Below are 12,502 nucleotides of genomic sequence, written 5' to 3'. Positions count from 1 at the left end.
ACAGACAAGATTTGCTGCTGTAAACAGATTGAAAGTTAAGGTAATGGGGGCCGCAAAGGAAGTCGGCCGTTCCGCTTTTCTCGCAAACTGCAACAACACGAACATACTGATGGATTATGGCGTGCTATTAAAGAGGGAGCCAGTTTTCCCGATGCACGTCAAGCCAAAGGAGGTCGACGCCGTCGTTATCACGCACGCGCACCTCGACCATTCCGGGTTTGTTCCGTCACTGTATCTTTCAGGAACCACAGACATACCAGCATTAGGTACATTGCCGACGTTTGAGCTGTCCGAGCTCTTGATAGAGGACATGATCAAGCTGTCGGGCTTTTACCTGCCGTTTGAATACATCGACGTCATGACCATGCTGAAAAGCTCCAAGAAACTGCAGTACAGGGAGCCGTACATGGTAAACGACGCCAAGGTAACGTTATATGAATCGGGCCACGTCGTCGGAGGCTCGACTGTCACGGTGGAGCATGAGGGCAAAAAGCTGTTCTACACCGGCGACATCAACACCCGCGGCTCGAAACTCTTGCGTCCGGCGGACCTTGACTTTGGGCCGATTGACATGATGATAATAGAGAGCACGTACTCGCAGAACGAGCAGACGCCCCGCGAGCAGTCAGAGCGGGAGCTGATAGAGTTCTGCTACGAGGTCATCGAGCGGGGCGGCACGATGTTCATACCCTCCTTCTCCGTCGAGAGGGCGCAAGAGATCGCCTGCGTCCTTGAGCATTACAATTTCAAGCACAAGGTCGTCATGGACGGCATGGCGCTCAAGGCAAACGAGATCATGGGCCGCCACCCCGCGTTCCTGCGCGACCCGGAGATGTTCAAGCGCGCAATCGGAGGCGCCGAGTGGATAACCGGCTGGGGCAGGCGCAGGAAGGTGGTCAACGAGCCGTGCGTCATCATTTCGCCGGCAGGCATGCTGGTCGGAGGCTCTGCGATATTCTACACGCAGGAGATGATGGGAAGCGAAAAGAACGGCATCGCCCTCGTCTCGTACCAGGGAGAGGGCACGCCCGGCAAGATGCTCCTTGACAAGCGCGTGGCCAACTTTGACGGCAAGATGAGAAAGTGCTACGCCGACGTCAAGCGCTTCGAGTTTTCCGGACATAACAGCCGAAGTGAGTTATTTGAGATACTGGACCGCGTGCAGGGCAACCCCAAGGTCCTCACCGTGCACGGCGACGGGCCCTCGTGCGAAAAGTTTGCGCAAGAGATAAAGGAGAAATACGGCTACGAGGCTCGCGCGCCCGAGCAGGGCGAAGTGGTGGAAGTGTGAGTGATGATAACGAAAAACACCGACCCGTACAAGATGAAAAAGTGCGTCACGTGCAAGCGCGACATCGCCCTCAACGAGCGCTATTTCGCGTACCCGCTGTCGCTCCAGCAGATGTGCCTTGGCTGCGCCGAAAAAGAGATACCGAAAACCATAGAGGCGCTGCAGAAGGACCTGGAAAAGATCAAGCAGGCAAAAGCAACAACCGCAGGCTAGACTGGCGTCGACGTCGCCCCTTCCTTCTTTATGTGGGCGCTTTCAATGCCGCCTACCGCTGCGCCGGGATTGACGTAGGTGTAGCCCAGCTTTGTTATCACCTTGCCGTGGACTGCGCCAAACACCTCAAGGTCGCCCTTCTCGTTCACGGCGTTTCCCTTGACGATGCCCGTGAGCCTGCACGAGCCGCCCCTCACGAGCACGTTTCCAAGCACCCTGCCCTTCAGCTCCAGGTAGCCGCCGTTGACGATGACGTCGCCCAGCACCTCGCCTATGAGCAGGCCGTCCTCCTCAAAGGTTACAGTACCTACGCGCTTACCGTCCAGTATCTTCATCGTCGCTTGCTGTTACTTGCCGCCTCTGCTTCACATTAGTGATAGTGTCCACAATGATGCACCAAAGTGTGAAAAACTACTACTGTTGCTGCTCCGGCCGCTCTATCTTCTTCCAGACCGTGCGGCCCTTGTGGTCCATCAGCTCTATCGAGCGTGCGAGCAGGCCCTTGCGGATCTCGTCTGCCTCCTTGAACCTTTTCTCGGCCCTCAGCCTGTTGCGGGCAGCTATCATCTCTTCAACCTCTTTTTGCTCCTGCGGGCTTGTCTCTGCCACCTTCAGGCCCAGGATGGACATTATCCTGTCAAACGCCGGCAGCGCGGCCTTTGCCATGTCGCCTGTCAGCCTGTCAGATGCGGCATACTGGTTCAGCTTCGTGACAAACTGCAGAAAAGCGGCGAGCGCAAGCGACGTGTTCAGGTCATCGCCCATAGCCGCGTCGAATGCCTTTTCCGACTCGCTTGCCAGCTTTTTCACGGCGTCCACCTCTTCGCCTCCTCCTCCGCCCCCTGCAGCTGCCGACGCAAGCTCAAAGGCGCACGTCTCTATCTGGCGCCAGCGCTGCGCCGACTCTTTCAATAACTCGTCGGTATAGTTAAGCGGCTTGGCATAGTGCACCGAGAGGCAGTACAGGCGCAGCGTGTTCATCCCCCACCTTTCAAGCGCCTTTTCTATCGTGACGATGTTGCCAAGCGACTTGCTCATCTTTTGCGAGTTTATCGTGACCATGCCAGAGTGCATCCATATTTTCGCAAACTGCGCGCCGGTGAACGACTCGGACTGCGCAATCTCGTTTTCGTGGTGCGGAAAGACGAGGTCGTGGCCGCCGCCGTGGATCTCAAATGTGTTGCCGAGGTATTTCAACGCCATCGCCGAGCACTCTATGTGCCAGCCGGGCCGGCCCCTGCCCCACGGGCTGTCCCAGAAAGGAGGCTCTGAGGAGAACTTCCACAGCGCAAAGTCCATCGGGTCTTCCTTTGATTGGTCGACTTCTATCCTTGCACCTGCCTCCAGCTCCTCCACCGGCTTTCTTGACAGCTTGCCGTACCCGGCAAATTTCTTGACGCGGAAATACACGCCGTTCAGTGTAAGGTAGGCATAGCCCTTGTCCATCAAACCTTGTATCAGGCCGATCATTTCGGCAATGTGCTCCGTCGCCTTTGGGTGCACGTCGGCCGCAAGCACGTTCAGGCCGCCAAAATCGTGGAAATAGGCGTCGATGTACTTGCTTGAAATCTCCTCTGCCTTTTTGCCCTCTGCTTTTGCGCGGTTGATTATCTTGTCGTCGACGTCGGTGAAGTTCTGGACGAACTTGACCGCATAGCCCTTTGACATCAGGTAGCGCCTGAGCACGTCAAAGACAATGACCGTCCTTGCATGGCCGATGTGCGAGCTGTCATAGACGGTGACTCCGCAGACGTACATCCTGACTGCATTGTCCTCAGGCTTTAGCTCCTCGATATTGCGCGTCAGTGTGTTGTACAGTTTCACAGTGTAGTCGCTGTTAGCACTGCAAAAACGTCCCTTTTATCTTTTAGACGTCGATGTAGATGTCGTTGCCCTTGACATCCACCCTGTACGTGGTCATCTTGACGCCCTCGAGGTAGTCCAGAAGCTCGCCCGTGCGGATGTTGTAGTGCCACGAGTGCCACGGGCACTCTACCACCTCGCCGTCGATCTTGCCGGGCGCAATGGGCTTGTCCTGATGCCGGCACAGCGCCTCCAGCGCGTAATACTTGCCGTTTGAGTAAAAGAGCGCGATCCTTGTACCGTTGACGTTTACCTCCTTGCCCCCGTTCTCCTTGACTTCTCCCTGATTGGCCACTTTGACCAGCGTCAATTCAGCAAAAAGGATTGCAGGTTGGTTATAAATTCCATCGGATGGAATCTGGCTCCGCCACACCTAAATACGGCCTGGCCAGCTTTTACAAAGGCAAGCGATGGCTTCTTCTTACAAGGCAATCATGGCAGGAGTGGTGGTTTTGATTATGGTTGCAATAGGCATGGGGATATACGGCTACGGTAACACCATCTACCCCGTCGACCTGGCTCTGGGCAACCTTGCGCGCGCCGAATCTGCCCAAGATCCAGAAGACTTGGCAAAGTATGTGATTGCTGCAAAGCGCTACCTGCCTGACAAGGGCAACCCCGTCTGGTCGTTTCCGACCCCAAGGACCGACTTTGGCCTGATACAGCAAGAGCTTGACAGGGTCGTGTCGAGGGCAAACGCGATAGCCAATGTCGAGCCGCATTCAAGCGCCTACAACACCGGCATGGACGACATGCACGTGACGCTTGACGCGATGCAGGAGAACATCATAGAAGCGCTCCCGTACATGTACGTCAGCACGACCAACATGATGTTCAGCGTCGTGTGGATCGCAGTCATAATGGGGCTGTTTGCGGTCATGAGGCGCGGAAGGGCCAAGTACCGCGGAGAAGAATACGAAAGCCAGTAGCAATTCAGTAATTCTTATACTCCAAGCCGCGTACCCCGTATTTTGTTGCCGGGGAAGAAAATAGCAGACACAAATCTTGCGCAAAAAGGAAGGCTGTCGCACGAATGGGCGCGTGCGCGCATGTCTATCATTGAGAAAATAGTAGTTGGCAAGGATAGCAAGCTCCTTGAAGGCCTGACGGTCGGGTTTTGCCTGCACGTCACAAAAGAGACGTCCGTGCTTGTCATGGCGGCAAAGAGGCTCGGTGCCAAGGTCGCGCTGTGCTCTGCAAACCCGCTTTCTGTGCGGGACGACATTGCCGCGTTCTTGCAGCAAGAGGGCGCGAGCGTTTTTGCCTGGCGGGGCGAGACCGCGCAAGAGTACCGCGACTGCATAAGGCAGGTGCTTGCGCTTTCTCCCCAGATAGTCACGGACGACGGAGGCGACATGCACGCGGCCGCCCACAGGGCAAAGGTCAATAGCATCATTGGAGGCACGGAGGAGACAACGTCAGGCGTCAAGCGCCTTTTGGCGCTAGAGAGGTCGGGCAGGCTGATGTATCCCGTCATTGCGGTGAACAACGCCAGGACGAAATACCTCTTTGACAACCGCCACGGGACCGGCCAGAGCACCCTTGACGGGATCATGCGTGCAACAGGCATGTTCCTGCCCGGAGCGCATGTAGTTGTATGCGGCTATGGCTGGGTTGGAAAGGGGGTCGCGGCAAAGGCGCGCGGGATGGGCGCGGTGGTGACCGTTACCGAAGTCGATCCTGTCAGGGCCCTTGAGGCCAGGATGGACGGCTTTGAGGTGACGACCCTCCTTGACGCTGCTCCATATGGCGACCTGTTTGTCACGTGCACCGGCCAGACAGGCGTGATAAGAAAAGAGCATTTTGCAAAAATGAAGGACGGCGCGATTTTGGCAAACACCGGCCACTTTGACGTCGAAATAGACGCGTCCTTTCTCTATTCAAATGCAAGGCCGGAGGAAGTGAGGCCCGGCGTGGAGCGTTTTGACATCATTGTTGCCGGCGGCAAGAAAAAGAAAAAGCTGTACCTGCTGTCAAAGGGCAGGGTGGTGAACCTCGTCGCGGCGGAAGGCCACCCGCCAGAGGTCATGTCGCTCTCTTTTGCCAACCAGCTGATGTCCATACTGCACGTTGCGAAAAACTACGAAAAGATGGAGAGAAAGGTCTACGGCGTGCCGGAAGAAATAGACCTGCAAGTCGCAAAGAGCGCCCTTGACGCAATGGGCGTCAGGATAGACGAAATGACAGAGGAGCAGAAAAAATACCAGAACTCTGGGTGATAGGTTAAAATCCTGTAGGCGGGTTGGGACGGTCATGCCGGAGCAGAGCAAGAAGAAAAGCGCGATCATAACAAGCGCCCTTCCGTACGCAAACGGCGAGATCCACCTCGGCCACATTGCCTCGACGTACCTGCCGGCAGACATTTTCACGCGCTTTTCGAGGCTGAGCGGGCGCGAGGCCTACCACATCTGCGCGTCGGACGACTTTGGCACGCCCATCCTCATAAAGGCAGAGAAGGAGGGCAAGACGCCGGAAGAGTACGTGGCGCACTGGAACAGGCGCGACTACGACGATTTCACAGCTCTTGGCATATCGTTTGACTTTTTCTACCGCACGAGCTCGCCCGAGAATGTCAGGTTCGTGCAGTACGTCTTTACGAAACTTCGTGAAAACGGCCACATCTACGAGCACGATGTCGTGCAGTTTTACTGCGAATTTGACTACAAGTTCTTGCCGGACCGCTACGTCGTCGGCAGGTGCCCGTTCTGCGGTGCCGAGAACCAGTATTCGGACCTGTGCGAAAAGTGCGGGCGCGTCCCGGACGAGATACTGGATCCAAAATGCGCCATATGCGGCCGTCCTCCTGTCAAGAAGCACAGCACTCACTATTTTTTCAAGCTCTCCAACTTTTCCGACAAGCTAAAGGCGTGGCTCCTCTCGAACCAGAACCTGCAGCCAGACGTCAAGAACTATGTCATCAACTGGATAGACGAGGGACTGCAGGAATGGGACATCACCCGCGACCTCTCGTGGGGCGTGCCGATACCGCTTCCAGACGCAGAGGGCAAGAAGGTGTTCTACGGCTGGTTTGACAACCACCTCTGCTACATCTCGACTATGACAAAGTTCATCGAGGACAACAAGGGTGGACGTGACGGCAAGAAATTCTGGAACGAGTCAGAGATATACCACTTTATAGGAAAGGACATAGTCTACCACCACTACCTGTTCCTGCCGGCGATGCGCCTTGGCATAAACGAGGAGTACAAGCTGCCGGACTGGATACCGACGCGGGGCCACCTCATGCTCCAGAACCAGAAAATATCAAAGAGCAGGAACTGGTACATCGGGTTAAAGCAGTTCCTCGAGGCGTTCCCGGCGGACTACCTCCGCTTCTACATGGCGTCAATAGTGACGTACTCGCAGGACGACCTCAACTTTGACTTTGACGGCTTTGCCGAGAAGATAAACAACGAGCTCATAGCAAACGTGGGCAACTTTGTCAACCGCGCGCTCTCGTTCACGCAAAAGACGTACGGCGGCAAGGTTCCTACACCCGGCGATCTTGGCGAGGACGAGAAAGTGGCCAAGAGCATGGTCGAGTCAGCTGTCAGGGACGCTGGCCTGCTCCTGTCGGCAAACGAGACTGACAAGGCCCTCAAAAAGATAATGGAGCTTTCGACCTACTTTAACCAGTACTTCCAGAAGAAAAAGCCGTGGAGCGAAAAAGAGACTGCAGACACGACGCTCTATTATGCGGTCAACGCGGCAAGGACGCTTGCAATACTGCTGGAGCCGTTCATACCGTTCTCGTGTGAAAAGCTCTGGGCGCAATTGAACCTGCAGGAAAGCGTGCACCGGCAGAGCTGGCAGTCGGCTGCGGAGTTTGCGGTGCCGGCGGGCCACCAGCTTGGAAAAGTCGAGCCGATCTTCAAAAAGATAGAGGCAAAGGAAATAGAGCAGCAAAAGGCAAAGCTTGGTGTTAAATGAACAACGACCACAAGTTCAAGCGCGGCCTCATGACTGGGCGCTTCCAGCCGTTCCACAACGGCCACCTAGCCCTTGCAAGGCAGGCCCTTTCCGAGTGCGACGAGCTTGTAATAGTCATCGGGAGCGCGCAGTTCAACTTTATCGAGAAGGACCCGTTCACCGCCGGCGAGCGGGTGATGATGATACACGCGGCTCTTGCCGAGGCCGGCGTCGACTTGTCCAAATGCTATATCATACCGGTCGCAAACGACGAGAACAACGCCCGGTGGCTTGCACACCTCCGCTCGCAGGTCCCGTCCTTTGACGCCCTCTACTCGGGCAACGATTTCGTGGACCACCTCGCCCGGTCGCAGGACCCGTCGCTTGCCGTGAAAAGGCCGAAATTTACCAAGAGACAAGAGTACAACGGGAGCAACATACGCTCTCTCATAGTTGCAGGCAAAGTAAAGGGGTGGAAGCACCTGGTCCCGCCGGCGGTTGCAAAAGCCATTGAAGACGTCGGAGGCGTCGAGAGGATAAAGGTGCTTGCAAGGTCGGATTCAAACCCGGCAAGGTGGTAATGAGAGACACATGGTCAAAGGCCTCAGGGCGTGCCCCATCTGCCCGGATTGCGGCAGCAAAAAGTTCCGGATAATAGAGCGGAACGATGATGCCGGGAAGGTGACGGTAGAGTGCGCCTCATGCGCAAGGCGCATAACTGTTTAACAGAATTTCATAACATTGTTAGAAGTTTTCAAGTCGATGGCTTAACCTGATTCTGCCAAAGGATTGCTAAAGCACATGTCCGGAGAGATCCTAGACTACTGGCCGATCTTTAGCATACTCTTTAGCTCGATGGGCATATCGTTCGTGTTCAAGGACTATATCGCCGACCTGCTTGCGACAGTGGTCATAAAAAAGACCAAGGACATCAAGCCCGGCACCAGAATAAAGGTCACGGGAGCCGGCCTTGGCACCACCAAGGGCGACGTGATGGACATCGGCATATTGAGGACGACGGTAATGGAAGTCGGCGACGGCGAGCGCCTGCCTTCTGTCAGGACCGGCAGGCTGATCAAGGTCCCCAATTACATGCTCATAAACAACCCGGTCATGATCTACGGCGACACCATCATAGACGAGGCGGTGGCGTACGTCCCCCGCCCGTACCCGGACACGCAGCTGCTGATAGACAGCATGAAGGACGCAATCGTGGGCAACGGCCACGGCCTCATCGAGGTCGGGCTGTACCAGAAGGACGACAGGCTCATCATCCACGGGGTGTTCGAGGTCAAGACGAGCGAGATGGGCGACGAGCGCAGCAAGATCCTCAAGGACTTTTTGATAAAGAGCAGGCAGATCAGCCCCGTCGCAGAGGCTCCCAAGGTCGGGACGCAGGTGGCAGAGGCAGGGACAATGCAGGAAGCCGCCAAGCCGGCGGCAGCTGCGGCAGCCGAAAAGGTTGTTATCCCGCTTGCAAACGCCGAACGCGATGATTGATGAGGCAGCGGTAAGCAACAGCTTACCTGGAAAGGTGTTGCAAATCTACTTAGTCAGGAATTGCTACCTTGCTTAAATAACGCATCCGCCATCAGTATTACGTGACAATAAAAATAGTCAGGGCCAGCGAGCACTTCCACCACGAGGAAGGGGACTGGCTGTCGACGTACTGGCACTTTTCATTTGACTTTTACCGCGACCCGCAGAACATGGGCTTTGGGCCGCTGCGCGTGTTCAACGACGACGTGATAAAGCCGGGCAAGGGCTTCGGGTTCCACCCGCACCGCGACATGGAGATAGTCACCTATGTCATCGATGGCGAGCTGGAGCACCGCGATGACAAGGGAAACCACGGCGTCATCTCTGCAGGCGAGATCCAGAGGATGACTGCCGGCACCGGCATCGTGCACTCGGAGTACAACCACTCGAAGGAAAAGCCGCTCAGGCTGTTGCAGATGTGGGTGCAGGCAGACAGGCGCGGCATTGAACCGTCATGGGAGCAGCAAAAGTTTGGCGCAAGCGAGCGCAGGGACCGGCTGCTTCCGATAGTGGTCGCAGAAGGCGCAAACAACGCCGGCAGGGCGGTGCACATACACCAGGACGCCTCAATGCACGTGTCGTCGCTTGGCGCAGGCAAGCAGGTGGAGCATGTGCTTGCGCAGGATAGAAAGGCGTACGTCTTTGTCATCGACGGCAGAGGCGTTGTTACCTTAAACGGCCACAAGATGCAAAAACAGGATGCCGCAAGGATTGAAGGCGAAAGCAAGGTGTTGATAAAGGCTGCTGATGACAACAAGCAGCCGGCAGAGATTTTACTCGTCGACCTTCCGGGGAGATACGATGTCAATAAATGAACTTAAGATCCTCGGAGTAGCGGGCAGCATGCGCGAGGGCTCGTACAGCAAGCGGGCGCTAAAGGTGGCGCTAGAGAGCGCCAAGAAGCACGGCGCGCAGGTGCGCATGCTGGAACTTGCCAAGGCAGACCTCCCGATGTACGCTTCTTCGGGTGCGAGCTCGTCGCCGGCGCTTGCCAAGGTGGCGGCAGACGTGGAATGGGCCGACGCGTTCATACTTGCGTCTCCGGACTTCCACGGCTCGATCTCTGGCGCGCTAAAGAATTTCCTCGACTATTTTTACGAGGAGTTTGCCGGCAAGGTGTTCGGCTATATCGTCGCGTCGCACGAAAAGGGCCTGACGGTGATGGACCAGATGCGCACGGCTGTGCGCCAGTGCTACGGCTGGAGCATGCCCTACGGCGTGTCTATAAACGGCGAGCAGGACTTTTCCGCCGGCCAGCTGTCAAACCCGAGGATAGAGCAGAGGCTGAACATGATGGGCCGCGACCTTGTCACGTACGGCAGGCTGATCAGGGGCCAGTTCCTGCAGGACCTTGCAGGAAGCGACAGCGAAACGTTTGCCGCGCGCTACCGCTAGCAGAGAAATGTGACCGGGTTTTTGTACAGCCGGTCGATTTAGCCTCTTTTATACAATAAGACTGCATGAGGAACAAGGTGGTAGAAGCAGCAGTATGATACCAGTTGACGAAAACACACTCGTAAACGCGGTGGACAAGGTAAGCAAGAGCGTCGTGAACATTGCAAGCGTGCGCATGATGCACGACCAGCTGTTCCGCGTCTTTCCAGTAGAAGGAGTCGGCTCGGGCGTAGTCATCGACGAGCAGGGCTACATCCTGACCAACAACCACGTCATCGACGACGCAGAGCGGCTGAAGGTGACGTTTGCAGACGGCAAGGTGCTCCGCGGCAAGGTGGTCGGGACAGACGAGGCGACCGACCTTGCGGTGATAAAGGTCGAGTCAGATGGTCCCCTGCCTGCGGCCCCGCTTGGCGACTCGGCAGCTCTAAAGGCCGGCCAGATAGTGATAGCGATAGGCAACCCATTTGGGCTGACTGGCGGGCCGACCGTCACCGCCGGCATCGTCAGCTCGCTGAAGAGGAGCATACAGGCAAGGACGGGCGTGCTTGAACTGATACAGACCGATGCTGCGATAAACCCCGGCAACTCGGGCGGGCCGCTTGTCAACACCAAGGGCGAAGTGATAGCGATAAACACCGCCAACATGCCGTACGCGCAGGGGATCGGCTTTGCAGTCCCCATCAACACCGCCAAGGCGATACTGAAGGAGCTCGTGGAAAAGGGCAGGGTGAGCCGGCCGTGGATCGGGATAGCGTCGGTAAAGGTGACGCCGCAGCTTGCCCGGCACTTTGGCCTTCCGCCAAGCTCTGCCGGCGCGCTGGTCGCAGGAGTGGAGCCCTACAGCCCTGCAGACGACGCGGGGCTGAGGAGGGGCGACATCATCGAGGAGATAGACGGGAGCGCGGTGGACGACCCGTCGCAGGTGGCGTCGCACGTCAAGGGCAAAAAGCCTGGCAGCAGGATCGCGGTGACCGTGAACCGCTATGGGCGGCAGTTCCAGGTGGGCGTGGAGGTGGACGAGCGCCCCTCCTGACATCTTTTTTCAAAAAGGTTTTTGAGTCAAGGGCACGAATTACAATCAGTGTCTGACGATTTTTCTATGGACGAGCTCGTAAAAGAGCTTGACAAGGAGCGGGCGCGGATAATAATATCAAAAGACATCCGCAAATGGAACAAACCTACCACCGTCATCTCGGGCCTGCACGACCGCAAGGACGCGCCAGAGATCACAAGAAAGCTAAAGACAAGGATCGGGACGGGCGGCACGTTCAAAGACGGCCAGATAATACTGCAGGGCGACCACAGGGACACAGTCAAGAGCATGCTCGTCTCGATGGGCTTTGGCGAGGACTCGATCGAGGTAATGTAGTGACGGCCGCATGACTCGCAGCGTTGACATCTGCCGGACCTTGAATAGTAGCTAAACAGCTTTAGCGTGCTGTTCAAGTTCGGCGGGCTCTACCTTTTGGATTCAGGCTGCTTCAAATATCTTTGGGCAGACGATTTTTATTATTTCACGGAGAAAATCGTACTCGTTCAGTATATCGCCATATGTTTCCTTTAACTTTTTGATTCGATCCTTGATCTCTTTTTCCTGCTCTTTGATGTGCTTCTTGAAGATGACTTTAGAAATATCATCATCTTTTCTTTTAAGAAATTCCCTCCTGCTCAGAGCTTTTTCATCAAGCAGCTTGTCGGCTTGGTTCCTTCCGTAAAACTTTCTCAGCCAATCTCTTTCTTCGTTAGTGGGGCTCCTAACATAATCCCAGCTAGTGAGCATATTATTCCATTGAATCTGTTCTATAAACCCAATTTCCTTTACCATCGCGCGTAGACGTTCATCGGCGATTACAAAACGCGATTCGCCCCGGAACTTCATGCTTTCTACGATAAGACCAAGCTTCTGCAATTTCCGGAATGAGTTCTCTACCTCTTCCAAGGTAAAATCCAAATAATCATATGTAAATCTGCGGCGATTTACAAACTCCATTATTGAAAAACCCGGAAGGCGATACTTGAAGCCATCATATTTTCTAAGTCCTTTATTGAAACTCCTAATGTGCCATATCTCCACACCATTGATTGGGATGTATGGGGTCAGCTTCATAGTCTTGACTATTGCCGCCTCATCATATGCCCTCATGGACTTTTCATCTACAACAAGATCCTCTCGCGTTTTATGAAGCGATGCCAAGAACTCGTCCAGCTTGCCTTCTGGAATATCCTCAGACCTTGTCCTAGTTTCATAGAACAGTAACAAATAGTACAAATTCCTGAGCTTTTCCTTTT

At 55.4% G+C, this 12,502-nt stretch carries 16 protein-coding genes; 12 read left to right on the top strand and 4 right to left on the bottom strand.

Features of this window, described 5'->3' with window-relative positions:
- Positions 1 to 28: 28 nt before the first annotated feature.
- Together NVIE_RS10795 and NVIE_RS10790 are read left to right on the top strand one after the other, a co-directional pair.
- Positions 29 to 1,291, top strand: a complete 1,263-nt coding sequence (locus NVIE_RS10795) for an MBL fold metallo-hydrolase (protein ID WP_075055250.1) — start codon at positions 29 to 31, stop codon at positions 1,289 to 1,291.
- Positions 1,292 to 1,504, top strand: coding sequence for a hypothetical protein (locus tag NVIE_RS10790; protein ID WP_075055249.1), 213 nt, complete (start codon positions 1,292 to 1,294; stop codon positions 1,502 to 1,504).
- Here NVIE_RS10790 and NVIE_RS10785 read toward each other — a convergent pair.
- From NVIE_RS10785 to NVIE_RS10775, 3 genes are all read right to left on the bottom strand, one after another.
- Positions 1,501 to 1,839 (bottom strand): hypothetical protein, encoded by a 339-nt coding sequence (locus NVIE_RS10785; RefSeq protein ID WP_075055248.1) that lies wholly within the window; start codon positions 1,837 to 1,839, stop codon positions 1,501 to 1,503. The two genes, NVIE_RS10790 and NVIE_RS10785, sit on opposite strands and share 4 nt — an antisense overlap.
- A 79-nt stretch (positions 1,840 to 1,918) precedes the next feature.
- Positions 1,919 to 3,328 carry a cysteine--tRNA ligase gene (gene cysS / locus NVIE_RS10780; protein ID WP_075055247.1) on the bottom strand — a complete coding sequence of 470 codons (1,410 nt, stop codon included), beginning with the start codon at positions 3,326 to 3,328 and terminating at the stop codon, positions 1,919 to 1,921.
- A 43-nt stretch (positions 3,329 to 3,371) separates the two neighbouring features.
- Positions 3,372 to 3,677 carry a Rieske (2Fe-2S) protein gene (locus tag NVIE_RS10775; protein ID WP_075055246.1) on the bottom strand — a complete coding sequence of 102 codons (306 nt, stop codon included), beginning with the start codon at positions 3,675 to 3,677 and terminating at the stop codon, positions 3,372 to 3,374.
- 100 nt (positions 3,678 to 3,777) lie between these two features.
- Here NVIE_RS10775 and NVIE_RS10770 point away from each other — a divergent pair, with 100 nt between their 5' ends.
- From NVIE_RS10770 to NVIE_RS10730, 10 genes are all read left to right on the top strand, one after another.
- Entirely contained in the window at positions 3,778 to 4,296 is a 519-nt protein-coding gene (locus NVIE_RS10770) for a hypothetical protein (RefSeq protein ID WP_075055245.1), read from the top strand.
- 45 nt (positions 4,297 to 4,341) lie between these two features.
- Positions 4,342 to 5,586 carry an adenosylhomocysteinase gene (locus NVIE_RS10765; protein WP_084790783.1) on the top strand — a complete coding sequence of 415 codons (1,245 nt, stop codon included), beginning with the start codon at positions 4,342 to 4,344 and terminating at the stop codon, positions 5,584 to 5,586.
- A gap of 34 nt (positions 5,587 to 5,620) precedes the next feature.
- Positions 5,621 to 7,297 carry a methionine--tRNA ligase gene (gene metG, locus NVIE_RS10760; RefSeq protein WP_075055244.1) on the top strand — a complete coding sequence of 559 codons (1,677 nt, stop codon included), beginning with the start codon at positions 5,621 to 5,623 and terminating at the stop codon, positions 7,295 to 7,297.
- Positions 7,294 to 7,857 (top strand): nicotinamide-nucleotide adenylyltransferase, encoded by a 564-nt coding sequence (locus tag NVIE_RS10755; protein ID WP_075055243.1) that lies wholly within the window; start codon positions 7,294 to 7,296, stop codon positions 7,855 to 7,857. Before metG ends, NVIE_RS10755 begins: the two co-directional genes overlap by 4 nt.
- Positions 7,858 to 7,867: 10 nt before the next feature.
- Positions 7,868 to 8,002 (top strand): hypothetical protein, encoded by a 135-nt coding sequence (locus NVIE_RS16140; protein WP_258914116.1) that lies wholly within the window; start codon positions 7,868 to 7,870, stop codon positions 8,000 to 8,002.
- A gap of 75 nt (positions 8,003 to 8,077) precedes the next feature.
- Positions 8,078 to 8,776, top strand: a complete 699-nt coding sequence (locus NVIE_RS10750) for a mechanosensitive ion channel family protein (protein WP_144239671.1) — start codon at positions 8,078 to 8,080, stop codon at positions 8,774 to 8,776.
- Positions 8,777 to 8,877: 101 nt separating this feature from the next.
- A complete protein-coding gene (locus NVIE_RS10745) occupies positions 8,878 to 9,630 on the top strand; it encodes a pirin family protein (RefSeq protein ID WP_227717353.1) in 753 nt (250 codons plus the stop codon).
- A complete protein-coding gene (locus tag NVIE_RS10740) occupies positions 9,617 to 10,210 on the top strand; it encodes an NADPH-dependent FMN reductase (RefSeq protein ID WP_075055241.1) in 594 nt (197 codons plus the stop codon). The genes NVIE_RS10745 and NVIE_RS10740 overlap by 14 nt, the downstream gene beginning before the upstream one ends.
- A 94-nt stretch (positions 10,211 to 10,304) precedes the next feature.
- A complete protein-coding gene (locus tag NVIE_RS10735) occupies positions 10,305 to 11,246 on the top strand; it encodes a S1C family serine protease (protein ID WP_075055240.1) in 942 nt (313 codons plus the stop codon).
- Between the two features lie 48 nt (positions 11,247 to 11,294).
- Positions 11,295 to 11,582 (top strand): SUI1 family translation initiation factor, encoded by a 288-nt coding sequence (locus tag NVIE_RS10730; protein WP_084790781.1) that lies wholly within the window; start codon positions 11,295 to 11,297, stop codon positions 11,580 to 11,582.
- Positions 11,583 to 11,684: 102 nt separating this feature from the next.
- Here NVIE_RS10730 and NVIE_RS10725 read toward each other — a convergent pair whose 3' ends face one another.
- On the bottom strand, positions 11,685 to 12,473 hold the full coding sequence (locus NVIE_RS10725; RefSeq protein WP_075055239.1) for a hypothetical protein: 789 nt from the start codon (positions 12,471 to 12,473) through the stop codon (positions 11,685 to 11,687).
- Positions 12,474 to 12,502: the final 29 nt, after the last annotated feature.

Origin of the sequence: Nitrososphaera viennensis EN76 (assembly GCF_000698785.1) — an archaeon.
Lineage (GTDB): Archaea > Thermoproteota > Nitrososphaeria > Nitrososphaerales > Nitrososphaeraceae > Nitrososphaera > Nitrososphaera viennensis.
This window is presented reverse-complemented; position numbering and strand designations above follow the sequence as displayed.